Annotated in this window: 24 protein-coding genes; 13 read left to right on the forward strand and 11 right to left on the reverse strand. The window is 70.7% G+C overall.

Annotated elements, in window-relative coordinates:
- Positions 1 to 63: 63 nt before the first annotated feature.
- The gene (locus tag AB5J56_RS30055) at positions 64 to 735 is read left to right on the forward strand and encodes a response regulator (protein WP_369236937.1); all 672 of its coding nucleotides are present in this window, start codon (positions 64 to 66) and stop codon (positions 733 to 735) included.
- Positions 736 to 890: 155 nt separating this feature from the next.
- Positions 891 to 2105 (forward strand): exo-alpha-sialidase, encoded by a 1215-nt coding sequence (locus AB5J56_RS30060; protein ID WP_369236939.1) that lies wholly within the window; start codon positions 891 to 893, stop codon positions 2103 to 2105.
- 219 nt (positions 2106 to 2324) lie between these two features.
- On the opposite strand, the gene AB5J56_RS30065 is transcribed toward AB5J56_RS30060, so the two are convergent.
- The 5 genes from AB5J56_RS30065 to AB5J56_RS30085 are packed head-to-tail and all read right to left on the reverse strand — an operon-like array spanning position 2325 to position 8954.
- On the reverse strand, positions 2325 to 3260 hold the full coding sequence (locus AB5J56_RS30065; protein ID WP_369236941.1) for a dihydrodipicolinate synthase family protein: 936 nt from the start codon (positions 3258 to 3260) through the stop codon (positions 2325 to 2327).
- A 9-nt stretch (positions 3261 to 3269) separates the two neighbouring features.
- Positions 3270 to 4331 carry an oligopeptide/dipeptide ABC transporter ATP-binding protein gene (locus AB5J56_RS30070; protein WP_369236943.1) on the reverse strand — a complete coding sequence of 354 codons (1062 nt, stop codon included), beginning with the start codon at positions 4329 to 4331 and terminating at the stop codon, positions 3270 to 3272.
- Entirely contained in the window at positions 4328 to 6319 is a 1992-nt protein-coding gene (locus AB5J56_RS30075) for a dipeptide/oligopeptide/nickel ABC transporter permease/ATP-binding protein (protein WP_369236945.1), read from the reverse strand. The genes AB5J56_RS30070 and AB5J56_RS30075 overlap by 4 nt, the downstream gene beginning before the upstream one ends.
- Before the next feature lie 25 nt (positions 6320 to 6344).
- Entirely contained in the window at positions 6345 to 7304 is a 960-nt protein-coding gene (locus AB5J56_RS30080; RefSeq protein ID WP_369236947.1) for an ABC transporter permease, read from the reverse strand.
- Positions 7305 to 7322: 18 nt separating this feature from the next.
- Positions 7323 to 8954 carry an ABC transporter substrate-binding protein gene (locus tag AB5J56_RS30085; protein WP_369236949.1) on the reverse strand — a complete coding sequence of 544 codons (1632 nt, stop codon included), beginning with the start codon at positions 8952 to 8954 and terminating at the stop codon, positions 7323 to 7325.
- Positions 8955 to 9229: 275 nt separating this feature from the next.
- On the opposite strand from AB5J56_RS30085, the gene AB5J56_RS30090 reads away from it, so the two are divergent.
- The gene (locus tag AB5J56_RS30090; protein ID WP_369242890.1) at positions 9230 to 9970 is read left to right on the forward strand and encodes a FadR/GntR family transcriptional regulator; all 741 of its coding nucleotides are present in this window, start codon (positions 9230 to 9232) and stop codon (positions 9968 to 9970) included.
- 23 nt (positions 9971 to 9993) lie between these two features.
- On the forward strand, positions 9994 to 10431 hold the full coding sequence (locus AB5J56_RS30095; protein ID WP_369236951.1) for a protein phosphatase: 438 nt from the start codon (positions 9994 to 9996) through the stop codon (positions 10429 to 10431).
- 19 nt (positions 10432 to 10450) lie between these two features.
- On the opposite strand, the gene AB5J56_RS30100 is transcribed toward AB5J56_RS30095, so the two are convergent.
- Both AB5J56_RS30100 and AB5J56_RS30105 read right to left on the reverse strand, forming a co-directional pair.
- Entirely contained in the window at positions 10451 to 11305 is an 855-nt protein-coding gene (locus AB5J56_RS30100) for an ABC transporter permease (RefSeq protein WP_369236953.1), read from the reverse strand.
- The gene (locus AB5J56_RS30105) at positions 11302 to 12216 is read right to left on the reverse strand and encodes an ATP-binding cassette domain-containing protein (protein WP_369236955.1); all 915 of its coding nucleotides are present in this window, start codon (positions 12214 to 12216) and stop codon (positions 11302 to 11304) included. Before AB5J56_RS30105 ends, AB5J56_RS30100 begins: the two co-directional genes overlap by 4 nt.
- Positions 12217 to 12349: 133 nt before the next feature.
- Between AB5J56_RS30105 and AB5J56_RS30110 the strand changes: the two genes are divergently transcribed.
- Positions 12350 to 13570, forward strand: coding sequence for a sensor histidine kinase (locus tag AB5J56_RS30110; protein ID WP_369236957.1), 1221 nt, complete (start codon positions 12350 to 12352; stop codon positions 13568 to 13570).
- Positions 13567 to 14232, forward strand: coding sequence for a response regulator (locus tag AB5J56_RS30115; protein WP_369236959.1), 666 nt, complete (start codon positions 13567 to 13569; stop codon positions 14230 to 14232). The genes AB5J56_RS30110 and AB5J56_RS30115 overlap by 4 nt, the downstream gene beginning before the upstream one ends.
- Positions 14233 to 16214: 1982 nt before the next feature.
- Here the strand turns inward: AB5J56_RS30115 and AB5J56_RS30120 are convergent.
- Together AB5J56_RS30120 and AB5J56_RS30125 are read right to left on the reverse strand one after the other, a co-directional pair.
- Entirely contained in the window at positions 16215 to 16496 is a 282-nt protein-coding gene (locus AB5J56_RS30120; RefSeq protein ID WP_369236961.1) for a DUF397 domain-containing protein, read from the reverse strand.
- Positions 16478 to 17320, reverse strand: coding sequence for a helix-turn-helix domain-containing protein (locus tag AB5J56_RS30125; protein WP_369242892.1), 843 nt, complete (start codon positions 17318 to 17320; stop codon positions 16478 to 16480). Before AB5J56_RS30125 ends, AB5J56_RS30120 begins: the two co-directional genes overlap by 19 nt.
- 116 nt (positions 17321 to 17436) lie before the next feature.
- On the opposite strand from AB5J56_RS30125, the gene AB5J56_RS30130 reads away from it, so the two are divergent.
- From AB5J56_RS30130 to AB5J56_RS30155, 6 genes are all read left to right on the forward strand, one after another.
- Complete coding sequence (locus tag AB5J56_RS30130; protein ID WP_369236963.1) at positions 17437 to 17664, forward strand: hypothetical protein; 228 nt, start codon at positions 17437 to 17439, stop codon at positions 17662 to 17664.
- Positions 17661 to 17876, forward strand: coding sequence for a hypothetical protein (locus tag AB5J56_RS30135; protein WP_369236965.1), 216 nt, complete (start codon positions 17661 to 17663; stop codon positions 17874 to 17876). The genes AB5J56_RS30130 and AB5J56_RS30135 overlap by 4 nt, the downstream gene beginning before the upstream one ends.
- A 45-nt stretch (positions 17877 to 17921) precedes the next feature.
- Positions 17922 to 18530 carry a DUF1266 domain-containing protein gene (locus AB5J56_RS30140; protein WP_369236967.1) on the forward strand — a complete coding sequence of 203 codons (609 nt, stop codon included), beginning with the start codon at positions 17922 to 17924 and terminating at the stop codon, positions 18528 to 18530.
- Positions 18531 to 18552: 22 nt separating this feature from the next.
- Positions 18553 to 19299, forward strand: coding sequence for a DNA repair protein RecO (gene recO, locus AB5J56_RS30145; RefSeq protein ID WP_369236969.1), 747 nt, complete (start codon positions 18553 to 18555; stop codon positions 19297 to 19299).
- 81 nt (positions 19300 to 19380) lie between these two features.
- Positions 19381 to 20232, forward strand: a complete 852-nt coding sequence (locus tag AB5J56_RS30150; RefSeq protein ID WP_369236971.1) for an isoprenyl transferase — start codon at positions 19381 to 19383, stop codon at positions 20230 to 20232.
- A 6-nt stretch (positions 20233 to 20238) separates the two neighbouring features.
- Positions 20239 to 20763, forward strand: a complete 525-nt coding sequence (locus AB5J56_RS30155; RefSeq protein WP_369236973.1) for a YcxB family protein — start codon at positions 20239 to 20241, stop codon at positions 20761 to 20763.
- A gap of 9 nt (positions 20764 to 20772) precedes the next feature.
- Here AB5J56_RS30155 and AB5J56_RS30160 read toward each other — a convergent pair whose 3' ends face one another.
- A complete protein-coding gene (locus AB5J56_RS30160) occupies positions 20773 to 23169 on the reverse strand; it encodes a M4 family metallopeptidase (RefSeq protein ID WP_369236975.1) in 2397 nt (798 codons plus the stop codon).
- A gap of 248 nt (positions 23170 to 23417) precedes the next feature.
- Here AB5J56_RS30160 and AB5J56_RS30165 point away from each other — a divergent pair, with 248 nt between their 5' ends.
- Complete coding sequence (locus tag AB5J56_RS30165; RefSeq protein WP_369236977.1) at positions 23418 to 23966, forward strand: YcxB family protein; 549 nt, start codon at positions 23418 to 23420, stop codon at positions 23964 to 23966.
- Positions 23967 to 24021: 55 nt separating this feature from the next.
- Here the strand turns inward: AB5J56_RS30165 and AB5J56_RS30170 are convergent, their stop codons facing one another.
- The gene (locus AB5J56_RS30170) at positions 24022 to 24438 is read right to left on the reverse strand and encodes a transcriptional repressor (RefSeq protein ID WP_356139495.1); all 417 of its coding nucleotides are present in this window, start codon (positions 24436 to 24438) and stop codon (positions 24022 to 24024) included.
- Positions 24439 to 24452: the final 14 nt, after the last annotated feature.

Here is a 24452-nt window from a genome sequence, read left to right on the forward strand (position 1 = left end):
TTCGCGTACGGCAGTGGGGAACCGTTTCATGATGGCCCGCGTACGTTCCTGGAGAACCGTTTCATGACCATCCGTGTACTCCTCGCCGACGACCAGACCCTCGTGCGGGCCGCCTTCGCCATGCTCGTCGAGTCGGCGCCGGACATGGAGGTCGTCGCACAGGCCGGCACCGGCCGGGAGGCCGTCGAGCTGGCCCGCAGCATGCGCGCCGATCTGGTCGTCATGGACATCCGGATGCCCGACCTCGACGGCATCGAGGCGACCCGGCTCATCGCGGCCGACGAGGACCTGGCGGGCGTGAAGGTGCTCGTCCTGACGACGTACGACACCGACGAGCACATCGTCGAGGCGCTGCGCGCGGGCGCCTCCGGGTTCCTGGTGAAGGACACCAGACCGGCCGAACTCCTCGACGCCATCCGCACGGTCGCGGCGGGCGACGCGCTGCTCTCGCCGGGCCCGACCGCCCGGCTGATCGCCCGATTCCTGCGCAGCCCCGCCGTGACCACCGTGCCCGCGACCGGCGGCCCCGAACGCCTCTCCGACCGGGAGCGCCAGGTGCTGACCCTCGTCGCCCGCGGCCTCACCAACACCGAGACGGCCGAGGCGCTGGGGCTCAGCCCCCTCACCGCGAAGACCCACGTCAGCCGCATCATGGGCAAGCTCGGCGCGCGCGACCGGGCACAGCTGGTGATCGTGGCGTACGAGTCGGGGCTGGTCACTCCGGGCACCGGCTGAACGGACGCACCTGACGCCTCCTCAACACGCCGTGGATGCACGGGTGTTGATGTCTCCCTCCCGGCGCAATAAATTCACCTGGACACATCACATCCCACGTCCTACGTCCCATGTGTCCAGTGTTGTCGCGTGCAGTGCTCAGGCCAGGGAGTGCCATGAGAGTTACGAGCCGCAGGTCCGTGTTCATGGTGGTCGCGGGGCTGCTCGGGGCGCTGGCGGTCACGGTGGCCGGGGGCGGGAGCGCGGCGGCGACCCCGTCGTCGGCCGGGAAGGTCTGCACCTCCTCCGTGCCGTACACGGCGGGCCAGGACGGCTACGACACCTACCGCATCCCCGCCGCCGTCACCACCCGCGCGGGCACGCTGCTCGCCTTCGCCGAGGGGCGGCACAACAGCGCGGGCGACACCGGGAACATCGATGTCGTCCTCAGACGCTCCTACGACCGCGGCTGCACCTGGACCCCGCTCCAGGTCGTCGCCGCCGGGGACGGCGACACCCGCGGCAACCCCGCACCGGTCGTGGACCCGAGGACCGGCCGGGTCGTGCTCCTCACCTCCTACAACAGCGGTGCCGTGACCGAGGCGCAGATCATGCGCGGCGAGGTCACCGCCGAGCAGAGCCGCCGCGTCTTCGTACAGACCAGCTGGGACGACGGTCGGCACTTCACCGCTCCGCGGGACATCACCGCGCAGGTGAAGCCGCCGAGTTGGCGGTGGTACGCCACCGGCCCCGGCCACGCCGTCGCCCTGACCCGCGGGCCGCATGCCGGCCGGCTGGTCGTGCCGTCCAACCACTCCGCCGCGCCGCTGCCGGGCTCCGGTGACACCGGGCAGGAGGCCAAGTATTACGGCGCTCATGACCTCCTGAGCGATGACGGTGGCGTCACCTGGCGGCTGGGGTTCCTCGACGACACCTACGACGGGGTGTACAACGCGAACGAGAGCGGGGCGGCCGAACTGGCCGACGGGCGGCTGTACTTCAGTGCGCGGGACCAGAACGGGGTCGGTTCGGGGAACCGGTTGGACACGTACTCCAGCGACGGCGGGCAGTCGCTGGACCGCCCCTACCTGGCGCAGTCCACCCTGAACGACGTGCCCGTCGTCCAGGGGAGTGTGCTTCAACTCCGCGGTCCTGGCGCCCCGTTGCTCTTCTCCGGGCCCTCTGTCCCGACGGTCCGCCAGGCGATGGCGGTCTGGGGGAGCACGGACGGTGGCGCCACCTTCGCGAAGCTGGTGACGCTCTCGCAGCAGCGGGCTGCGTACTCCGACCTCGTGCCGCTCGGGGGCCCCGGCCGCGGGGTGGGCCTGCTCTACGAGACGGGCACGGCGGGGCCGTACGAGACGATCGAGTTCCGGCGGCTGGAGGTCTAAGGGCCTTTTTCGCCCCCTCCGCCCCTACCCGTCCCTTGTTCCTGGGGGCTGCCGCCCCCAGACCCCCGCATCGGCCTGAACGGCCTCGTCCTCAAACGCCGGACGGGCTGGATAGCCCGTCCGGCGTTTGAGGACGAGCGCGAAGCGCGATGCAGGGGGAAAGGGGCGCAGCCCCCAGGACAACGGGCAGGGTAGGGGCGGAGGGGGCGAAAGAAGCCGTTACAGCAACCCCGCCCCCGCCAGATACTTCCCCACCCGCTCCACCTCCCCCTCCGACAGGGGGATTTGAGGCTCCGCCGTCGCCGCGCAGGCGATGATCCCCCGTAGATGCAGCGCTGCCTTGAACGCTCCGAGGGCGGACGAACTGCCGCCCATGCGGGCGGGGGAGCCCACGTCCACCATCCCGAAGAGCGCACACAGCCGCTCCTGCTCGGCGCGGGCGCGAGCCCAGTCACCCTCGCGGCAGAGCCGGTCCAGGCGCACGTACCCCGCAGGGTCGACGTTCCCGAGTCCGGGCACCACCCCGTCCGCGCCGAGCGCCAGCGCAGAGTCGACGATCAGTTCGGAACCGGTGAGGACGGAGAACCCGGTGATCTCCGGGTGCGCCCGGGCACCCGTGACGACCGAGCGAAACGCGCCGAGGTCGCCGCTGGAGTCCTTCAGCCCGGCCAGCACGCCGTCCGAGGCCAGCTCCAGGACCAGGTCCGCGCCGAGTTTGGTGTGGACGGCCACCGGGATGTCGTAGGCGAAGACAGGGACGGGCGAGTGGTCGGCGATCAGGCGGAAGTGCCGGGCGATCTCCGCGGGATGCGTACGGGCGTAGAACGGCGCCGTGGCGACGACCGCGTCCGCGCCCGCGGCGGAGACGGCCGCGACATGGGCGAGTACGCGGGGCGTCGACATGTCGATCACGCCCGCCAGGACGGGGAGCCGGCCGCCGACGTGCCCGGCGACCGTCTCCACCACCAGCCTGCGGTCCGCGTCCGTCAGGTACGCCGCCTCCGACGTCGAGCCGAGCACGAACAGCCCGTGCACCCCGCCCTCCACCAGGTGGTCCACGAGCCTGATGAGCGACGGGACGTCCACCTCGCGGTCCGGTGTCAGGGGGGTGCAGACGGGCGGGACGACACCGGTGAGCGGGGCGGGGATCGGCATGAAGGCTCCCTAGGGCTGGTGCTGGGCGGGGATGCCGGCCATGGCGGTGGCCGAGGCCTGCGACACGAGGTCCCGCGTCGACTGGCCCTCCTCCACAGGATGGTGACACCGGAAGCGGTGATCCGGGGACGACGCGGCGGCGAAGTCGGGCATACCGGTGGCGCAGTCGGCCTCGGCCCTCCAGCAGCGCGTACGGAACGGGCAGCCGCTCGGCGGGTGGGTCGCCGAGGGGACCGGACCGATCAAGGGGATCGGGTCGATCGGGTCCAGCAGGCCCGGGGTCGCGGAGAACAGCGCCCGGGTGTACGGATGCCGGGCGCGGTCGGTGACCTCGGAGGCCGGGGACTCCTCCACGATCCGGCCCAGGTACATGGTGATCACCCGGTCGCTCATCCTCCGTACCGTCTGGATGTCGTGCGAGACGAAGACGAGGGCCAGGCCCAGCCGCTCCTTCAGGTCGAGCAGGAGGTTGAGGATCTGGGCGCGTACGGACACGTCCAGCGCGCTCGTCGGCTCGTCCGCCACCACCAGATCGGGGTCGAGCGCCAGGGCCCGTGCGATGGCGACACGCTGACGCTGGCCGCCGGACAGCTGGCCAGGCAGGACGTCGGCCAGACCGCGGGGCAGGCCGACGAGAGACATCAACTCCCGTACGCGATCCTCCCGTTCGGCCGTCGTGCCGTGGTGGTGCACGTCCAGGGGGTCCCGCAGGATCCGGCGGACCGGGAGGCGGCGGTTCAGAGCCGTCGACGGGTCCTGGAAGATCATGCCGGTGCTGCGGCCGACCGTCGCCCGGCGCTCGGCGGGCTTCATCGACCACAGATCGCGCCCCCGGAAGGACACCGTGCCGGACGTCGGCCGCTGCACCCCCACCAGCACCTTGGCCAGCGTCGACTTGCCGCAGCCGGACTCCCCGACCACGCCCACCGTCTCGCCGGGCGCGATCGTGAGATCGGCGCCGGTCAGGGCGTACACCCGGTCCCGGGTCAACAGCCCACCGGTGCGCGCCTTGTGGACGACATGGGCGCCGGACACCGTCATGAGGGTCCCCGCCGCTGCTGTGCCGGTCATGTGACGGCCTCGCTTCCCGTGCTCGCGGCCTGCGCGGCCAGGTCGACCGCCGGATGGTGGCAGGCCGCCGTGTGCGTACGTACGCCCAGCAGGACGGGTGCCGTCGTACGGCACACCTCGCTCGCCAGCGGGCAGCGGTCGGCGAACCGGCAGCCCGCGGGGAAGTCCGCGGGGGCGGGGACGACCCCCTTGATCTGCGTCATGCGCGCGGCGGCCGACTCCAACGACAGGACGCTGCCCAGCAGCCCGCGCGTGTAGTGGTGGGCCGGGGCCTCCACCAGGTCCGCCGTCACCCCCGTCTCCACGATCTGCCCGCCGTACATCACGACCACCCGGTCGGTGACGTCCGCGACGAGTGCCAGGTCGTGCGAGACGAGGATCAGCGAGAACCCCAACTCCTCGCGCAGGCGCAGCAGCAGCTCGATGATCTGCGCCTGGACCGTCACGTCCAGGGCCGTGGTCGGCTCGTCGGCGACGATCAGCCGAGGGTCCCGGGACAACGCCATGGCGATGAGGACGCGTTGGCGCTGGCCGCCGGAGAGCTCGTGGGGGTAGCTGCGCAGGGTGCGCTCCGGATCGAGGCCGACCAGTTCCAACAGGGCGGCCGGGGGCCGTTTTCCGCCCCTGCGGACGAGCTGCTTGAGCTGGGCCCGGATGGTCATGGCGGGGTTCAGGGACGACAGCGCGTCCTGGTAGACCATCGCCATCTCGTGGCCGAGCAGCCGGCGCCGTACGCGCATCGGCTCGGCCACCAACTCCCGCTGGTCGAACCGCACATGGCCGCGTACCCGGGCCCCCTTCGGCTCCAGGCCCATCACCGTCAGCGCGGTGAGCGACTTGCCGCAGCCCGACTCGCCCACCAGGCCGAGGACTTCACCGGGGTGCACGTCGAAGCTGATGCCGTCGACGATGTCGACGCCGCCGTGCCGGGCGTCGAAGCCGATGGCGAGGTTCTCGACGGAGAGGACGGGTTGCCCGGAGGGCAGCGGCCGGGCGCGGGCGCGCAGCCTGCGGGCCGCCTCGGTGAGGCCCGGCAGGGGGAGGACGGTGCCGCTGCCGGGCTCCGGCGCCTCCCACCGGTCCTGGGCGACGGAGACGCGCGCCTCCACCTCCCGTGCCGCGGGCGCCGCCCACGCGTCCGAGACGCCCTCGGAGAGGATGTTCAGGGACAGCACGGTGATCAGCATCAGCAGGCCGGGGAAGACGGTCGCCCACCAGCCGCCGGTCAGCACCATGTTCTTGCCGTCGGCGATGACGCTGCCCCACGACGGGTCGGGCGGCCGCACGCCCGCGCCGATGAACGACAGCGACGCCTCGAACACGATGGCCTCTGCGACCTGCACGGTGCAGAACACCAGCACCGGGGCCGCGCAGTTGATGGCCACGTGCCGCAGCACGATGTGCGGGGTGCGGGCGCCGATCACCCGTTCCGCGGTCACGTAGTCCTCGCCGTACTGGTCAAGTACGTTCGCGCGTACGACCCTTGCCACCGGCGGGGTGAACAGGAACGCGATCGCGCAGATCAGCACGGTGATGCCGCCGCCGAAGACCGCGACCAGGACGGCCGCGAGCGCGATGCCGGGGAACGCCATCACCACGTCCAGGCAGCGCATCAGCGTCTCGTCGACCCCCTTGCGCGAGGTCGCCGCGACCGCGCCGAGGAGCGCTCCCACGACGAGGGCGAGCGCGGTGGCGCCCAGGCCGATGGCGAGCGACCAGCGGGCGCCGTACATCAGCCGGCTGAGGATGTCCCGGCCGAGGCTGTCCTGCCCCATCCAGTGGCTGCCGGAGGGGTGCCCGGTGCCGTCGGTCTGCGGCTGCTGGTCGAGCGGGTCGTGGGGCGCGAGCACGGGTGCGAGCAGGGCCGCCAGGACGACAACTGCCAGGAAGCAGACGGCGATACGGGAGAGAAGTGGCAGCCGGCGCCAGCCGCGCAGCCGGATGCCGGGGCGGGAGAGGGCCTCGGCGAGGCCCTTGCGAGTGATCATCGGACCGGGCTCCTCCGGGTGCGCATCAGGCCGCATCCCTCAGTCGCGGGTTGACCAGCAGATACAGGAGGTCGATGACGAGGTTCACGACCACGAAGCCGGTGGCCGTCGTCAGGACGACACCCTGGACGACCGCCGGGTCGCCGTTCTTCACGGCGTCGATCATCAGCTTCCCCATGCCGGGCAGCGAGAAGATCGTCTCGATGACGACCGCGCCGCCGAGCAGATAGCCGACTCGCAGTCCCAGTACGGTCAGTGGGTTGATGAGCGCGTTGCGCAGCACGTTGCGGCCGACCACGACCACCGGGGGCAGACCGCTGCCGATCGCCGTCCGGACGTAGTCCTTGTCCAGCTCCTCGACCACGGCCGTGCGCACGATCCGGGTCAGCTGTGCCGCGACCGGGAGCGACAGCGCGAGCGCGGGCAGGGTCATCGTCTTGAGCCAACCGCTCAGCGAGTCACCGGGGTTGATGTATCCGCCGGTCGGGAACCAGCCCCGGTCGACGGCCAGGTACTGGATCATCAGGAGGGCCAGCCAGAAGCCCGGGGCGGCGACCCCGGTCAGCGAGACGACCCGGATGACCTGGTCGGGCACCCGGTCGCGGTAGATCGCGGCGGTGACCCCGCCGAGCAGCGCGAGCACCACCGCGATGCCGAGCCCCAGGAAAGTGAGCTGGAGAGTGAGCGGCAGCGCGGTGGTGACCTGGTCGACGACCGGCGCCCGGGTCAGCGCGCTGGTACCCATGTCGCCGTGGACCAGGTCGCCCACGAAGTGCGCGTAGCGGACCGGGAACGGGTCGAGCAGGCCGTTCTGCTCCCGGAAGTCGTGGAGTTGCTGCGGCGTGGGGTTCGCGCCCTGGAAGAACGCGGACGCCGGGTCGACGTCCGAGAACCGCATGACGAGGAAGACGAAGAGCACGATGCCGAGCATCAGCGGGACGAGCAGGACGATGCGGCGGGCCAGGATCCTGGCGATGGTGATCACGTGCGGACTCCCGTACGTCTAAACCCACTTGGCCTGGAGCAGGTTGATGCCGGGGTAGGGCTGGGCGCGGATGCCGGTGAGCTTCTTCGGGTCCCAGGCCGTCATCAGCTCGTTGTGCACGACCGGGTAGAGCACGGCCTGTTCGGCGACGATGTCGATGTAGTCCTGGATCATCGACTTCTTCCTGTCGGCCTCCGGCTCCTGCGTGGCCTGGTCCATGTCCTTGAAGAGCTTCTTGGCCACGGAGTTGTCGGCCCAACGGGAGTACTGCATCCAGATGTTCTGGGGGCCGTAGTTGTAGTGCATGATCAGGTCGGCGTCGAGGCCGAACTGGTTGGGGTTCGAGGCGGCGGCCACCACCTGGTAGTCCTGCTTCTGGTCCATCTTCGTGAAGACGGCGGTCGTCTCCTGCGGCGAGAGCGTCGTCCGGACGCCGATCGCGTCCCAGGACGCCTTGATGGTGGGCAGGCAGTCCACGATCCAGCTGACGTTCACCGACAGGATCTCGATCTTCAGGCCCTTGACCCCGGCCTCCTTGAGGAGCTGTTTCGCCTTCTCCGGGTCGTAGTCGTAGACCGTCTTCGCGGGCCGGTAGGCGGGGTTGGCCTCGTTGAGGAACGAACTCGACGGCTTGCCATGGCCCTTGAGGGCGACCTCGACCATCTTGCCGGTGTCGATGGCGTAGTGCAGCGCCTGCCGCACCCGTACGTCGTCGAACGGCTTGTGCTTGGTGTTGAACATCAGGAACAGGTTGTTCATCCCGGCGCCGCCCGCGACCGTCAGCCCGCTCTTCTTGAGCTGCTCGATGTTGGCGTACGGGATGTTGTCGGCGATCTGCGCGCCCGCGCTCACGCCGGAGATCCTGGCGACGCGGGGTGCCGCGTCCACGATGGTCAGCCAGTTCATCTTCTTGAAGGCCGGTTTGCGCGGGCCGTTGTAGTCGGCGAAGGCCTCGAAGGTCGTGTTCGACTTCGGGTGATGGGCGGTCTGCCGGTACGGGCCCGAGCCCACCGCCTTGCCCCTGATCGCGTCGTCCCAGGCGCCCGGCTTCGAGAAGACGTGCTTCGGCATGATCTTGGCGAGCGTGAGCCGCGAAACCCCCTCGGGGAAAGGGAACTTGAGCACGAGCTCGACGTTCTGCGCGTCTATCTTCCTGACCTCCTTGAGCCAGGGCGCGAAGAACCCCTTGGCTAGGGTCGCCGTCTTCGGGTCCAGGATCCGGTCGAAGACGAAGACCACGTCGTCGGCGGTGACGGGCTTGCCGTCGTGGAACGTGGCGCCCGCGCGCAGCGTGAACTTCCAGGAGGTGCCGGAGGTGTCGGCGGGCACCTGGGTGGCGAGCGCCGCGTACGGCTCGCGGGAGATCGGGTCGGTGTCGAGGAGCCCCTCGTAGATGTGGTTGTTGGCGGCCATGCAGAACGCCGACGCGGTCTGCGTCGGGTCCCAGCTGCCGTCGTTGCCATAGCCGATGACGGCGGTCAGTGTGCCGTTCTTCCCGCCCTTGCCACCACTGGAGTCGTTGGTGGACTCCGGTCCGGACGAGCACGCGGAGAGCGACGAGGTGAGGGCTGCGGCGGCACCCAGCGCGCCGGTGTACTTGAGGAGCGACCGGCGGTGCAGCGCCGGTCCGTCGGGGGTCACGTCGCGCACGGTTCCTCCAGCAAGGAGTGGTCCAGCGGGGAAGTGGTCCGGTGATGATCGATCCGGTGGCCGACGGCCGGTTGCCGACGGCCGATGGGAGAGGGAGATACGACGTCCTACGTCATAGGCGGCAGCGTGACCATAGGAAGGCGGCGCGAGGCCGGTCAAGGGATCGCACACGAATGGCGTATCTTCCACAGGTGCGACCAATGACGGCGTGAATTACGGGTAGCCGGTACCTGATTGGCCCGGAGGTGGGACGTCCGATGTCCAGCGAGCGTACGATGCGGCGCATGTCCGAGGAGACCGGAAACCGCCGGAGGTCCGAACGGCGGGTGAGCAGTCAGATCCAGCACGAGGTCATGCAGCTGATCCTCGACCGCAAGCTCCAGGCGGGCGCGCCGCTGCCCACCGAGACCGAGCTGATGTCCGACCTCGGCGTGAGCCGCAACTCCGTCCGGGAAGCCCTCAAGGCCCTCCAGGCACTCGACATAGTCGAGATCAGACACGGCTACGGCACCTATGTCGGCCACGCCTCCATGAACCCGCTCGTCGACGGACTCACCTTCCGCACCCTCGCCCAACTGGACGACGACACCAGCGCGTTGGCCGAAATACTGCAGGTCCGCGAGGTCATGGAGGAGGGCCTGATCCGCCGGGTCGCCGACACCCTCTCCGAGGCGGAGCTGGACCGGCTGGAGTCCGTCGTGGACGCCATGGACGCGGCGGGCCGCGAAGGCCGCCCCTTCCCCGAACTCGACCGCGAATTCCACGAGTTGCTCTACGCGTCCCTCGGCAACGCCCTCGTCCCCCAGCTCCTCGGGGCGTTCTGGACCGTCTTCCGCCGCGTCGCCGGCGTCCGCGGCTGGACCGACGACCCCGCCCCGGAGGTGACGGTCCGCCGCCACCGCGACATCGTCACCGCCCTGCGCGCCCGTGATGTCGAGGGCGCCCAGAAGGCCATGGCGGACCACTTCCGCGGCATCGAGGCACGGGCGGCCCAGGAATCGCGGGGCGTCGGCTGAGCGGCACCTCATAGGCTGAGGGCATGGAGGCCAAGAGCGAGCCGTGGAACGCGGGCGACCCCGGCGTTCTCCGGCTGCCCTCCGGTCGTCTGATCCGCGGCCGAGCCCTGCGCCGCCCCCTCCCGGCCGACGGCCCGACCCCCACGTACGCCGTCCACCTCCTCGGCAAGGAACCGCCCCAAGTCCCCTGGCGGGCCGACTGGTTGCGCTGGCCGGACTTCCGCCTCCCGGCCGACCGCACCCGGGCCCGCGAACTGCTCACCGGCGCCTGGAACCTGGCCACCACCGAGCGTGTCGAGATCGCCTGCGGCGGCGGCCGCGGCCGCACCGGGACGGCCCTGGCCTGCCTGGCGGTACTGGACGGCGTACCGGCGGACGAGGCGGTGGACTTCGTACGCCGCCACTACGACCGGCATGCGGTGGAGACGCCGTGGCAGCGCCGCTATGTCCGGCGCTGGTAGCGGGACTCCATGGGCATGCTCACAGATCCCGCCGGTCCACGACGACCACGGCGACGACCGCCGAGACCAGGGCCCACGCCCCGTACACGATCCAACTCCCGGTGAGGGTGTGCGGATAGTGGCGCGGGAACAGCATGTGGGTGTTGTGTCCGTAGGCCATGTCCACCAGGCGCGACCATGCGTTGAAGGGCAGCGCGTTGCGGATGGCCGCCGTCCAGCGGTAGCGGTCGGTGATGAAGGACGGCAGAAGCAGCAGGACGCCGCTGATCAGGACCATCGTCGTCGCGCTGTGCCGGATCAGGGCGCCCAGGCCCATGCCGACCAGGGCGCCGACCGGGGCGAGGAGTGCGGAGGCCACGACGACGCGCAGGGCGCCGGGGTGCGAGAGCGGGACGTCGGCCCCCCGGCCGGACAGGATCGCCTGGGTCGCCGCGAAGGAGGCCGCGGCGACCACGGCGCCGTACACCGTCATCACGGCTGTCACCACCGCGATCTTCGCCGTCATCACCGAGCGGCGCGCCGGAACCGCGGCGAACGTCGTGCGGATCAGGCCCGTCCCGTACTCGCCGACGACCGTGATGGCACCGACGCTCGCGACCGCGAGAACCATGATCATGGCGGCGCCCGGGTTGAAGGCCTCGCGCAGGGCGATCTGCGCGTGTCCCGCCCGGTCGGCCGCCGTGTGCACGGGATAGCCGTCCGTGCGGGCCGCGTTCGCGTTGAAGGCGACGATCGCGAAGGCGCTGGCCCCGAGCGCCCAGTACGTCGAGCGCAGCGAGCGGAGTTTGATCCACTCGGCGGCGAGGAGGTCGGTGAAGCGGGGGCGAGTGCGGGGAGCGGCGGTCCGCGGAGGGACGGCGGCGGCTGTCGTCATCGGGACTCTCCGGCCAGGTATTCGACGCTGTCGGCGGTCAGTTCCATGAAGGCCGCTTCGAGCGAAGCCGCCTCGGGGGTCAGTTCTTCGAGCAACACGTGCTGATGGAAGGCGAGTTCACCGATGCGGGCCGCGCTCAGACCCGTCACCTTCAGCGTCCGGTCGTCGTACGGCGCCACGGCCGCGCCCTCGGCGGACAGCACGGACGCCAGAGCGGCAGCGTCCGGCGTGCGCACCGTCACCGCCGTCCGCGTGCCGCGCGCCGCGAACTCCGCCAGGCTCTCCGCGGCGATCAACTCGCCCCGGCCGATGACGATCAGGTCGTCCGCCGTGTGCTCCATCTCGGACATGAGGTGGCTGGAGACGAAGACCGTCCGACCCTCGGAGGCCAGCCGCCGGAAGAGCCCGCGTACCCACAACACGCCTTCCGGATCAAGCCCGTTGAGCGGTTCGTCGAACAGCAGCACCGGCGGGTCGCCGAGCAACGCCGTCGCGATGCCCAGGCGTTGCCTCATCCCCAGCGAGAACCCGTGGATGCGAGGACGGGACGCCGCGCCCGCGAGCCCCACCTCCTCCAGCACCTCGTCCACCCGGCCGCGCGGGATGCGGTTGCTGCGGGCCAAGGCCGCGAGATGGGCCCGCGCACTACGGCCGCCGTGCACATCGCCCGCGTCGAGCAGCGCGCCCACATGCCGCAGCCCGCGCGGATGGTCGCGGAACGGCTGCCCGTCGATGGTCGCCGTGCCGCCGCTCGCCCCGATCAGACCCAGCAGGATCCGCAACGTCGTGGTCTTGCCCGCGCCGTTGGGCCCGAGGAAGCCGGTGACCCGGCCGGGTCGCACGGTGAAGGAGAGGCGGTTCACGGCCAGGGCGGGGCCGTACCGTTTCGTCAGTTCATTGACTTCGATCACGTACGACACCGTCCCGCCCCCACCCCCGGCAGGGCATCGCCCCGCCGCCGACATTCGCGGGCGCCGCATGTCGACCCCGGTTGTACATCCGCGGGCCGATGACCGCCCGCGCACCCGCGTCTACGATCGCGCCATGCATGTCACGCCATCTCCGCCACTTCCCCTGCTCAAGCGCGTGCCGCCGGGCGTATGGGTGGCCGCGACCTGGTGCGCGAGCACGTTGTTCACGCTCCTGACGACCTTCCGGCTGCCCGGCGAGTACGGGCCCGGCCAGTGGCCCGCGGCCCAGCTCTACCGCTGGGACGGCCTGACGTTCCTCGCCCTGTCCACCGCCATGGCGCTGAACGGCGGCCGCATCCTGACCCGCCGCCCCCTGCGGGCCCTCGCCCTGCAACTCACCGCCGCAGGCTTCGTGACGACCACCCTGGGCGTCGGCGGGATCCCGCTCACCCAGTTCGTCGCGGTCGACGTCGCCCTGTACTTCATCGCGGCCCAACAGCGCCGCCGCACCGGCGCCATCGCCCTCTCCCTCGCGCTCGCCACACTGGTGTGCTGGGTGTCCGTACGGCTCCTGCGCGGTTGGGACGCCAGCATGTCGGCCGAACTGGCCGTCGCCCTCATCACCGTCATCGCCTGGCTCCTCGGCAACGCGGCCCACCGCACCCGCGAATACGCCGACAGGCTCAGCGCGCAGGCCGCCGCACAGGCCGTCACCACCGAACGGCTCCGTATCGCCCGCGAGATGCACGACATGGTCGCCCACAGCATCGGCATCATCGCCCTGCAGGCGGGCGCGGCGGCCCGCGTCGTCACCACCCAGCCCGACGCCGCCCGCGAGGCCATGACCGCCGTCGAGAACGCCGGCCGCGAAACCCTCTCAGGCCTCCGCCGCATGCTCGTCGCCCTCCGCCAGGCCGACCACGGCCACGCCCCGGAGGCGGCCGGCCTCGCCGACGTCGACCGCCTCGCCGCCGCGACGACCGCCGCCGGCGTCCGCGTCGACGTCCGCTGGAAGGGCGAGCGGCGCCAACTCCCGCCGGACATCGACCTGTCCGCGTTCCGCATCATCCAGGAGTCCGTCACCAACGTCGTACGGCATGCCGCCACCGACTCCTGCGAGGTCTCCATCGGCTACGGCGACGACGACGCCCTCTCCATCGAGGTCGCCGACAACGGCCGCGGCACCGGATCGACCACCGACACCGGGTTCGGGCTGGCCGGCATGCGCGAGCGAGTCGCCCTGCTGCACGGCGAGTTCACCGCCACGCCCCGCCCCGAGGGCGGCTTCCGCGTGGCGGCCCGCCTGCCGGTCCCGGCGATGGCCGAGGCGGGGGCGGGGGTGGGGGCGCGATGACGATCCGCGTCGTCCTGGCCGACGACCAGCAGCTCATCCGCACCGCCCTGCGCATGGTCATCGCCGACATCGCCGACGTCGAGGTGGTCGGCGAGGCCGCGAACGGCGAGGAAGCCGTCCGCCTCGCCGAGCAACTCCGCCCCGACGTCGTCGTGATGGACATCCGCATGCCCGGCGTCGACGGCATCGAGGCGACGCGCCGCATCACGACGAGCGACAGGGGTCGTGACACCCACATCGTCGTCCTCACCACCTTCGACGACGACGATTACGTGTACGGCGCGCTGCGCGCGGGCGCCGCCGGTTTCCTCGTCAAGGACATGGCCCTCGACGACATCCTCGCCGCGATCCGCGTGGTCGCCGCCGGTGACGCCCTGATCGCCCCGAGCGTCACCCGCCGCCTCATCCAGGACTTCGCGGCAAGTCGCCCTGAACAGGCCCGCGCACGACGCCCGTTGGACGCCATCACGGAACGCGAGCGTGAGGTACTGACGTTGGTCGGCAGCGGCCTCTCCAACACGGAGATAGCCGAACAGCTCTTCATCACCGTCGCCACGGCCAAGACATACCTGACCCGCCTGCTGGCCAAGCTGGACGCGCGGGACCGGGTGCAGCTGGTGATCATCGCCTACGAGGCGGGGTTGGTGTCGGTCACGAGGTGACGGGGGGCACGCGGGGGAGCTTGGTGGCCCTGCCGTACGCCCCGCTGCACTCCACCCTTGACTCGGGCCACTCCAGCACGGGTGAGGGGCGAGCGGGGCGGGCTGAGGGTGTGGGGGTGCCAGGTGGGCCAGAGCTCGGGTGGGGTGGGCAGTGAGCGGGGGTGGAGTGCGGTCGCGCAAAAGGGGCACACCGGGCCGGTCCAGTGGCGGACGGCGAGAGTGGGTGAGGCGCACGAGGGTGGGGGTGGTGGACTGCTGTTGGGGGGTGGGGCGGTGTGGGCGCCCGGTCGGGAGGTGGCTGTGGGGTCCGCCCGCTTCTTGGCCAGTGTCGTGCTTCCGCGTCCCGAGTAAAGGGCGCTCCCTGCGGTCGCGTCGCCTGCGGCGATTCCGCTGCGCTCCACCCTTGACTCGGGCCGCTCCAGCACGGGGGAGAAGCGAGCGAGCGGCCCAGGGGTGAGGGGTCCCGGGTTGCCCAGCCCTCGGGTGGGCTGGGCAGTGGACCGGGGATGGGGGGCGCGATCGCGCGTCGGGGCACGCCGGGCCGGCTCAGCGGCACGCGGTGGGTGGGCGGTGCGCGGCCGACCGCCCGGGCACGCCGGGCACGGGATAGCGGCCGACGGCCGGTGGGTGGCGCGCGGTGGACCGTCCGGGCAGGCCGGGCGGGGCTTGGCGGCCGACGGCCGGTGGGTGGCGCGCGGTGGACCGTCCGGGCAGGCCGGGCCGGCTCAGCGGCTGATGGTGGATGGGTGGTTCGCGGTTGCCGCCCACCTGCACGCCGGGTCGGCTCAGCGACTTTCGGTGAGTGGGTGGTGCGCGGTGGACCGTCCGGGCAGGCCGGGCCGGCTTGGCGACGGACGGCAGGGCTCGTGGCTGATGACGGCACGGCTGTGGGCTGTGTGGCGGCAGGGGCTGACGGACACGGGGATCCACGTGCCGACGCCTGAGGCGTATGCCCTGCTGGGCTTCTGGAACATTTCGGCGGCCGCGGGGCAGATGCCCCCGGGTGTGTGCTGGAGCTGGGCGCCGAAATGTTCCAGTTGCCCATTGTGGTGTGGCTGCATGGCATCGGAGGGGTTCATGTGACTCGGGAGGCACCGTGCTCTCGGCATCCCTAGCGCGCGAGGGCGAGCGGGCCAGGAGAGGCCGGGCCAGGGGAGGCCGGGCCAGGGGAGGGCCGTCGCCCGTGACCCGCATCTGCCACTCACCCCAGCCACCCGCTCCTGCCACCCGCCCCAGCCACCCGCCCCTGCCGCCCACCCTTGCCACCCGTCCCTGCCACTCGACGCCTCGCTGTCACAGCAGCACCATCCGTCGCGCTCGGTGGGTGATTGGCAGGTTTGGGACACCGGAACACGCGCAGGAAACGAGTCTGCAAGCCAAGGCGAGGAACAAACCCGCCAATTACCGCCCCGCGCCCGGCTCCGCCCAGTTCGCCGAGCCACCCACGCGCCGCACGCCGCCGAACCATCCCGGCCTGCCCGCCCCTCCCCGCGTACCACCCACCGGCCGCCGGCGGTCGGCCGCTATCCCGTCCCCGGCGTGCCCGGGCGGTCGGCCGCGCACCTCGCCCACCGGCGGTCAGCCGCCGAGCCATCCCGGCCTGCCCACCTCTCCCCGCGCGCCACCCACCGGCCGTCGGCCGCTATCCCGTGCCCGGCGTGCCCGGGCGGTCGGCCGCGCACCGCCCACCCACCGCGTGCCGCTGAGCCGGCCCGGCGTGCTGGTGAAGCGCGATTGCGCCCCCAAGCCCCGGCTCGCTTCTCACCACGCCCGAGGACTGGCCTACTTGGGCCACCCCCACCCCTGGGCCGCTCGCTCGCTTCTCCCCCGTGCTGGAGCGGCCCGAGTCAAGGGTGGAGCGCAGCGGAATCGGCGTAGCCGACGCGACCGCAGGGAGCGCCCTTTACTCGGGACGCGGAAGCACGACACTGGCCAAGAAGCGGGCGGACCCCACGGCCACTTGAAGGCGTACAGAGGGGCAGCTAGCCCCTTACGGCTACGGCGCCGATGAACTCCGCCCAGGCGGGGGCCCCGATCATCAGCAGGGGCCCGTCCACCACCTTGCTGTCGCGGACGGGGACGACACCGGGGAGGCCGTCGGCTACTTCGACGCACTCGCCGCCGTTGTCGTCGCTGTAGCTGCTCTTGCGCCACTGGGCGGCGCCGATGAAGTCGTACGCGACCTCGACGCAGTCCTCCCCGCCGCTGCCGCCGCTGTAGCTGCTCTTGCGCCAGCGGGCGTTGCTCAGGTCGAACTCGCGCATCGTCTGTGGTCCTCCGCCGCCGACTTGATAAGGGCCAGGGACGCCTCCGGCGACAACGCGGCGGCCCTGATGAGATCGTAAGACGCCTGGGCCCGCTTCACCACTGCCGGTTCGTCCAGCAGATTCCCCGAAAGAACGGCCTCTGTATAGACAGTTGGCGGAGCGTCCTCGAACTCCATGAGCTTCATCATCTTGCCCATCTCTCGGTGCGCCCCCGCCGCGAACGGCAACACCTGTAGCAGCACCTTGCGCTCTCGCATCAGCTCCGCAGTACGGTCCAGTTGGTGCGCCATGATCGCCGGGCCGCCGACAGGGATGCGTAGGGCGGCCTCATGCAGGACCACCCAATACACGGGCCCTGTAGCGTCGTTGAGGAGACGCTTCCGGTCCATGCGCCCCTTGAGTAGTTCCTCGATGTACTCGTCGGTGGCGAACGGATTGCTTGCCAGGAACACCGCTTGTGCGTACTCGCGTGTCTGGAGCAACCCCGGCACCACCGCAGGTGCATACTCGCAGATCTCCGTTGCCAGCCGCTCCAACTCCACCGCGTGCGCGAAGTACTCCGTATACGGTTGATCCTTGATGAGCTTTCGCCAAAGCCGCTCGAAAATACCGTCGGTTTGCAGGACGTCATCGATCCTCTGCGCTACATCCAACTGCGGCTTCCGAATAGCCTGTTCGAATTGCCCAATGTAGCCGCCCGACACAAAAACGCGAGAACCCAACTCGACCTGCGTGAGTCCCGCATCCTCTCGCCGCCGTTTCAGCTCCGCCCCGAAGAACTCCCAGGCCGCCTGCCGGGAACCGTTCGAACCATTGGCCATAAGCCAACCCCCCTGCACTGCCTCGCACTTGTAGAGGACAGACTCCTGCCGAGTGTAGGCGCCGAGGGTCATGGTGGAGATGCGAAGAGTGAAACTCAAAAAGGAAGGGGAGCACGGTGACGGCAGAACGCGCACCACTCGGGGGACGACACTCGGCGCTCTGTGCCGAGGAGGCGGAGGAAATCGTGAAGGAATTGCGGGCGGCACTCGCGAAGGCCGGAATTAAGTTGCCGTCGCTGCGGATCGACCCGGCGAGTCTTGCGAGAGAGGCGCCCTGTCCGCGAGTGGAATTGGGCGGGTGTTCCGTCGACGTGGCGGCGAAGCTCGCGGCGGCGTTGCGGTGAAGCCGCCGATCAGTTCGTATGTGGTGGACACCCGTACGGGAAGGGTGGGAGTCGTCATGGGGCACGAGGGGCCGTACGTACAGCTGAGACCGTTCGGCGGCGGGCGGGAGTGGGACTGCGCACCGGAGGACGCGCGCAGGGCGACCCTGGCGGAACGGCTCAGCGCGGCTACGGCGTACGCCAACGCACGCAGCCGTGGTGAGGTGCCTTGACCGGGGCGGACCCCGGGCGAACCGGGTGACGTAGGGTGCGGCCGCATGGCGATATGGAACCGTCGTGGGCCGAAGGCCACGCGCAAATACCCCGTTCCGCTCACCATGCACCAGCTGTGGATGGTGTCGCTGAGTGCGCCGGTGAGCCGGGACCGGGACGCGGCGCGGACGACCCTGTACCCCTTCACCCGCATCGATGACGACAAGGCCCGGCGGTGGCTGGCCGACCAGTGGGAGATCACCTCACGCGCGGAGCTGGTCGGCCGGCTCGACGACCTCGCGCGGAGCGGCTACCGGGCGCGGGCACGGCTGCGGCTCGGTGTGGAGCCGTTGGCCTGGGACGCGGGGCTGTACGTGGACATCTCGCGCAGGGGGTTCGCGTCGGGAATGCTCAGCGAGGCCGAGGCGTGGACCGCGCTGAAGAACATCGTGCCGGCGGTGGTGCGGTCGTACACCTCATGGAGGGAGTACGCCGAGCACTATCTGCTGGGGCGGATGGTGTGGCGGGACAATCTCCGGGGCACCCCGGACGCGCCCGCCCCGCAGGCCGTGTCCGACGCGCACCTGAAGTCCCTCCTCGATCCGGCGAACCGGGCCAGCCCCTGGAACCAGGCTCCCTGGGAAGCGATCAGCCGCCCCGACCACGCTCGCTGAATCCGTACGCGAGAATGGCCCCATGAGCCTGTTCCGTGACGACGGCGTCGTGCTGCGCACCCAGAAGCTGGGTGAGGCGGACCGGATCATCACTCTGCTCACCCGCGGTCACGGACGCGTACGTGCCGTAGCGCGTGGTGTGCGGCGGACCAAGTCGAAGTTCGGGGCGCGGCTCGAACCGTTCTCGCATGTGGACGTGCAGTTCTTCGCGCGGGGGAGTGAGCTGGTCGGGCGGGGGTTGCCGCTGTGCACGCAGAGCGAGACGATCGCTCCGTACGGTGGCGGGATCGTGACCGACTACGCGCGGTACACGGCCGGGACGGCGATGCTGGAGACGGCCGAGCGGTTCACCGATCACGAGGGGGAGCCGGCCGTGCAGCAGTACCTGCTGCTGGTCGGCGGGCTGCGCACCCTCGCCCGCGGTGAGCACGAACCGCACCTCGTCCTCGACGCCTTCCTGCTGCGCTCCCTCGCCGTGAACGGCTACGCACCCAGCTTCAGCGCCTGCGCGAAGTGCGGTATGCCGGGACCGAATCGGTTCTTCTCGGTCGCCGCGGGAGGTTCCGTCTGCGCCGACTGCCGGGTGCCCGGCAGCGTCGTACCCTCGGCGGGGGCCCTCGAACTCCTCGGCGCGCTGCTGACGGGAGACTGGGAGACCGCGGACGCGTGCGAGCCGCGGTACGTCAGGGAGGGCAGCGGGCTGGTGTCGGCGTATCTGCACTGGCATCTGGAGCGCGGCCTGCGCTCCCTGCGTTACGTAGAGAAGTAGAGAACCGGCACCACGCACTTGTGCAAGGCCACGCACGCAAGAACAAGACCCACACGCAAGCAAGAGGGAGACGAGAAGCACATGGTCGTACGCGGGTTCCTGGGGCGCCAGCGCCGCGAGTACCGGACGCCGGAGCCGCACCCGTCGGGCGCCCGCGCGCCGAAGCTCCCGGGTGAGCTGATTCCCAACCATGTGGCGATCGTCATGGACGGCAACGGGCGCTGGGCCAAGGAGCGCGGGCTGCCGCGCACCGAGGGGCACAAGGTCGGCGCCGAGCGCGTGCTCGACGTACTGCAGGGCGCGATCGAGATGGGCGTCGGCGCCATCTCGCTGTACGCGTTCTCCACCGAGAACTGGAAGCGCTCGCCCGACGAGGTCCGCTTCCTGATGAACTTCAACCGGGACTTCATCCGCAAGACCCGCGACCAGCTCGACGAACTCGGTATCCGGGTGCGCTGGGTGGGCCGGATGCCCAAGCTGTGGAAGTCGGTCGCCAAGGAGCTCCAGATCGCTCAGGAGCAGACCAAGGACAACAGCAAGCTCACGCTGTACTTCTGCATGAACTACGGCGGCCGTGCCGAGATCGCGGACGCGGCCCTCGCCCTCGCGGAGGACGTGAAGGCCGGTCGGCTCGACCCGTCGAAGGTCAACGAGAAGACGTTCGCGAAGTACCTCTACTACCCGGACATGCCGGACGTGGACCTCTTCCTGCGGCCCAGCGGTGAGCAGCGCACCTCCAACTACCTTCTCTGGCAGAGCGCTTATGCCGAGATGGTCTTCCAGGACGTGCTGTGGCCCGACTTCGACCGCCGTGATCTGTGGCGCGCCTGCGTCGAGTTCGCCCAGCGCGACCGCCGCTTCGGCGGCGCCGTCCCGAACGAGAAGCTCCTGGAGATGGAGCAGGCGATGAAGGGCCGGCCCGAGGAGGGCTGAGATCACATGGCAATGGCCGACGGGGAGGCGGACAGCGTCGAGCTCGCGTACGTCGCCACGGCCCGGGAGTTCCGTGAGGCGTTCCGCGTCCACGCGAGCGCCTCGGCTGCCGGTCGCCTCGCCCGTCGGCTGCTGCTCGGCTCCGCCGGGCTCGGCGTCCTCGTCGGCGCGGTGCCCCTGTTCCTCGGGGGCACCGTCCGCCCGTTGGTCCTCGCCATGCCCGGCGCGGCCCTGCTCGGTCTGGTGGTCCTGCCGTGGCTGCAGGCCCGGTACTTCCACCGGCGGGCGGCGGCGCGGGGCGAGCACCGCACGGTCGTGGACTGGTGGGGTGTGACGGTCACGACCGACCGGGGCACCGACACGATGACCCGCTGGGCCGAGGTGAACCGCTGCGCGGAGACGCCCCGCGCCTTCGTCCTCCTCGACCCGGCCTCGCCCGTGCCCGTCCTGCTGCCCAAGCGCGGCGCCCCCGCGGACGTGGCCAGGCTGCGGTCGGTCCTCGACCGCAACCTGACCCGGCACCGTGCGTGAACTACCTCGTCAGCTCGTCGTGACCGCCGTGTCGTCCACCACGAAGCTCGTCTGCAGCGAGGAGTCCTCGACGCCGGTGAACTTCAGGGTGACGGTGGAGCCGGCGAACGCCGAGAGGCTGAAGGACTTCTGCACGTACCCGGTGGCCTTGTTGAGGTTGGAGTAGGTCGCCAGGGTGGTCGATCCGGCGGTGACCGTCAGCTTGTCGTACTGCGTGCTGGTGGTCGTCTCCGACGAGTCGATGTGCAGGTAGAACGTGAACGTGGTGCCCGTGCAGCCGCTCGGGATCGTCACCGACTGGGACAGCGTGTCGGTGTGCGTGGAGCCGTAGCCGTCCAGCCACGCCTTGTACGAGCCGCTGTGGGCCGCCTCGCTGCTGGAGTTGTCGATCACTCCGCTGGATGCCGTCCAGGTGGTGTTGCCGGACTCGAAGCCCTGGTTGCCCAGCAGCTGCGTTGAGGTGCAGGAGCCGCCTCCGGAGGAGCTGACGGTCCAGGTGAAGGACGCCGTACCGGTCGCGCCGGTGCTGTCGGTCACCGTGACGGTGCTGCTGTAGCTGCCGGCCGTCGTCGGGGTGCCGGTGATGGCGCCCGTGGAGCTGTTGATCGACAGGCCCGTGGGCAGGCCGGTCGCCGCGTACGTCAGGGAGCCGCTGTTGGTGGAGCTGGCCGAGATCTGCAGGCTCACCGCGGTGCCGACGGTCGACGACTGGCTGCCCGGGTTGGTGACCGTCACGCCGCTGGTCGGCGGGGTGACGTGGCTGCCCACGTTGATGCCGGCGAAGGCGTTCGCCACGCCCGCGTACTGGGTGGAGCTGGAGCCGTACAGCGCCGTCGCGGCGTTCAGCGCGGCGGTGCGGGCCCCGGCGTAGTTGGTGCTGGACGTCATGTACGTCGTCAGCGCCTTGTACCAGATCTGCAGGGCGGCGGCCCGGCCGATGCCCGCGACGGCCACGCCGTCGGAGGTCGGGCTGTTGTAGGTCACGCCGTTGATGACCTTGCTGCCGCTGCCCTCGGAGAGCAGGTAGAACATGTGGTTCGCCGGGCCCGAGGAGTAGTGCACGTCCAGGTTGCCGACGCCCGAGTACCAACTGTCCGCGGAGCCGCCGTCCTTGCTCGGCTGGTCCATGTAACGCAGCGGCGAACCGTCGCCGTTGATGTCGATCTTCTCGCCGATGAGGTAGTCGCCCACGTCGGTCGAGTTGCCCGCGTAGAACTCCACGCCCGTGCCGAAGATGTCGGAGGTCGCCTCGTTGAGGCCGCCGGACTCCCCGCTGTAGTCCAGGCCCGCGGTGTTGGACGTGACACCGTGGCTCATCTCGTGGCCCGCGACGTCGATTGAGGTGAGCGCGTGCGTGCTGCCCGAGCCGTCGCCGTACGTCATGCAGAAGCAGTCGTCGTCCCAGAAGGCGTTGACGTACGCGGTGCTGTAGTGGACGCGGCTGTAGGCGGCGACCCCGTCGTTCTTGATGCCGCTGCGGCCGAAGGTGTTCTTGTAGAAGTCCCAGGTCTCCTGGGCCCCGTAGGCCGCGTCCGCGCCCGCCGTCTGTGTGTTGGACCCGGAACCGGTGCCCCACACGTCGTCGGAGTCCGTCATCAGGGTGCCGGTGCCCGACGTGGCGTTGTTGAGGCTGTACGTCTTGTGGCCGCCGCGCGTGGTGTCGTACAGCTGGTACGTCGACCCGGACAGGGTCGTGCTCAGCGACACCGTGCCGCTGTACTGGGTGTTGCCGGTGCCGGTCTCGACGCCCTGGTAGCGGTGGAGTTCCTTGCCGGTGGTGGCGTCGGTGATGACGTGCAGCTTGCTGGGCGTGCCGTCGTCCTGGAAGCCGCCGACCACGGTCTCCCAGGCGAGCTTCGGGGTGCCGCTGCCGGCCCAGATCACCTTGCGGGCGCTGTCCGCGGTGGGCTTGGCCGCCTTGAGGTCCTTGGCGGTCTTGAGCGCCCTGCTCTGAGCGGCGGACTTGGTGAAGGCCGCGGTGGTCGTGGCGACCTTCACGGTGTGCTTGTTGTTGAACGTGGTGCTCACCGTGCCGGAGGCCAGGGAGGCCGGCGGGGTGTGCACGACCACGTCGCCGCCGAGCACGGGCAGACCGGCGTAGGTGCGCTCGTAACGGGTGTGGACGGTGCCGTCGTTGTCCTTGACGACGTCCTTGACGACCAGCTTCTCCTTGGCGCCCAGACCGATCGACCGTGCGGTCGCAGCGGTCTTCTTCGACGCGTTCCTCAGCAGCGCCGTGTGCTGGGCGGGGGTCAGCTTCGCCTCCAGGCCCCCGGTGCGCAGGGGGCTGGGGTGGGGGGCGGCGGGCTTGGCGGTCGCCGGGACCGTCTGGATGCCGACGGCGAGAAGGGACGCGGCGGCCACCAGGGCTCCGGCCGCGGCCGCTCTACGGGGGGTTCGTCTCACTCGTACTCCTACTGCTTCGGCCGCGCGTCGGCGACCGGTGACAGCCCGGGCAGACGGGGGTGTGCAGCCCGGGACGAGCTGAGCAGTGCGGTGCCGTGCTCAGGCCCGGATCGTGCGGGGCCTGGGTGAGAACTGGGGGGAGGGTCGCATGGTTGACCAGGGCATGTCATCAGAAAGCCGCGAGGTCGAGGGTTATCCCTCTACCCCTCGGTGCCGACGTCCGATCGCGGGCATTACGATCCCCGCTCATGGACATGGGTGGGGGAGCCGCACACGATGTGCGGCCGGACATGCAGGAATCGGTCGAGCTGGCGTACCGGCCGAGTGTCGCGGACTTCACGTCGGCGCTGCGGGCGCGCAGGCGGATCAGCCGGGCGGGCCGGACAAGGTTCGCGGTCGTGGGCGTCGCGGCCCTCTTCGTCCTCGCGCAGGCCGCGGTCGCGCTGGCCGGGCACCGAGTGGCGAAGTTCCCGCTGATCTGGATCGTCTGCACGGTGGTGCTGCTGTCCCTGACCCCCTGGCTCCAGGCGCGGCAGGTCTTCCGCCTCGCCGAGCGGCAGGGCACCTTCCGCGTGGTCGTGTCGGACGCCGGGGTGACGGTGACCACCGACAACACCACGACCACCGTCAACTGGGTCGCACAGCCCCGCTACCGCGAGACCGCGGACGTGTTCGCCCTGTTCAGCGCCGACAGGAACGCCGTCGGCTTCACCGTGCTGCCCAAGCGGGGCGTCCAGCACCCGGCCGACGTGGACCGGCTGCGGGCGCTCCTCGACCGCAACCTGACCCGCGTCTGAACCTCGGCGACCCCGGGGAGGTTCAGGCACGCCCCCGGAGCCGCTCGGCGCCGCGTCAGCCCTTCGCCGCCGCGCAGTCGGCGCACGTGCCGAAGATCTCCACGGTGTGCGCCACGTTCACATACCCGTGCTCCGCCGCGATCGCCTCGGCCCACTTCTCCACGGCCGGGCCCTCCACCTCGACGGCCTTGCCGCAGACGCGGCAGACGAGGTGGTGGTGGTGCTCGCCGGAGGAGCAGCGACGGTAGACGGACTCGCCCTCGGAGGTGCGCAGGACGTCGACCTCGCCGGCGTCGGCGAGGGACTGGAGCGTGCGGTAGACGGTCGTCAGCCCGACCGAGTCGCCCTTGTGCTTGAGCATGTCGTGGAGCTCCTGCGCACTGCGGAACTCGTCCACCTCGTCGAGCGCTGCCGCCACGGCGGCACGCTGCCGGGTGGAACGGCCGCGTACGGGCGATCCAGCGGTTGTCACCGTTGCCTCCTCAC

This window comes from Streptomyces sp. R21, from assembly GCF_041051975.1.
GTDB lineage: Bacteria > Actinomycetota > Actinomycetes > Streptomycetales > Streptomycetaceae > Streptomyces.

What these genes read in the sequence shown, in the direction of transcription:
- AB5J56_RS30095 (WP_369236951.1), top strand. Translation starts at nt 9,994, where the DNA reads ATGGAGGCCAAGAGCGAGCCGTGGAACGCGGGCGACCCCGGCGTTCTC.
- AB5J56_RS30120 (WP_369236961.1), bottom strand. Translation starts at nt 16,496, where the DNA reads ATGCGCGAGTTCGACCTGAGCAACGCCCGCTGGCGCAAGAGCAGCTAC.
- AB5J56_RS30110 (WP_369236957.1), top strand. Translation starts at nt 12,350, where the DNA reads ATGCATGTCACGCCATCTCCGCCACTTCCCCTGCTCAAGCGCGTGCCG.
- AB5J56_RS30065 (WP_369236941.1), bottom strand. Translation starts at nt 3,260, where the DNA reads ATGCCGATCCCCGCCCCGCTCACCGGTGTCGTCCCGCCCGTCTGCACC.
- AB5J56_RS30150 (WP_369236971.1), top strand. Translation starts at nt 19,381, where the DNA reads ATGGTCGTACGCGGGTTCCTGGGGCGCCAGCGCCGCGAGTACCGGACG.
- AB5J56_RS30060 (WP_369236939.1), top strand. Translation starts at nt 891, where the DNA reads ATGAGAGTTACGAGCCGCAGGTCCGTGTTCATGGTGGTCGCGGGGCTG.
- AB5J56_RS30055 (WP_369236937.1), top strand. Translation starts at nt 64, where the DNA reads ATGACCATCCGTGTACTCCTCGCCGACGACCAGACCCTCGTGCGGGCC.
- AB5J56_RS30090 (WP_369242890.1), top strand. Translation starts at nt 9,230, where the DNA reads ATGCGGCGCATGTCCGAGGAGACCGGAAACCGCCGGAGGTCCGAACGG.
- AB5J56_RS30100 (WP_369236953.1), bottom strand. Translation starts at nt 11,305, where the DNA reads ATGACGACAGCCGCCGCCGTCCCTCCGCGGACCGCCGCTCCCCGCACT.
- AB5J56_RS30155 (WP_369236973.1), top strand. Translation starts at nt 20,239, where the DNA reads ATGGCAATGGCCGACGGGGAGGCGGACAGCGTCGAGCTCGCGTACGTC.
- AB5J56_RS30070 (WP_369236943.1), bottom strand. Translation starts at nt 4,331, where the DNA reads ATGACCGGCACAGCAGCGGCGGGGACCCTCATGACGGTGTCCGGCGCC.
- AB5J56_RS30165 (WP_369236977.1), top strand. Translation starts at nt 23,418, where the DNA reads ATGGACATGGGTGGGGGAGCCGCACACGATGTGCGGCCGGACATGCAG.
- recO (WP_369236969.1), top strand. Translation starts at nt 18,553, where the DNA reads ATGAGCCTGTTCCGTGACGACGGCGTCGTGCTGCGCACCCAGAAGCTG.
- AB5J56_RS30075 (WP_369236945.1), bottom strand. Translation starts at nt 6,319, where the DNA reads ATGATCACTCGCAAGGGCCTCGCCGAGGCCCTCTCCCGCCCCGGCATC.
- AB5J56_RS30115 (WP_369236959.1), top strand. Translation starts at nt 13,567, where the DNA reads ATGACGATCCGCGTCGTCCTGGCCGACGACCAGCAGCTCATCCGCACC.
- AB5J56_RS30125 (WP_369242892.1), bottom strand. Translation starts at nt 17,320, where the DNA reads ATGGCCAATGGTTCGAACGGTTCCCGGCAGGCGGCCTGGGAGTTCTTC.
- AB5J56_RS30140 (WP_369236967.1), top strand. Translation starts at nt 17,922, where the DNA reads ATGGCGATATGGAACCGTCGTGGGCCGAAGGCCACGCGCAAATACCCC.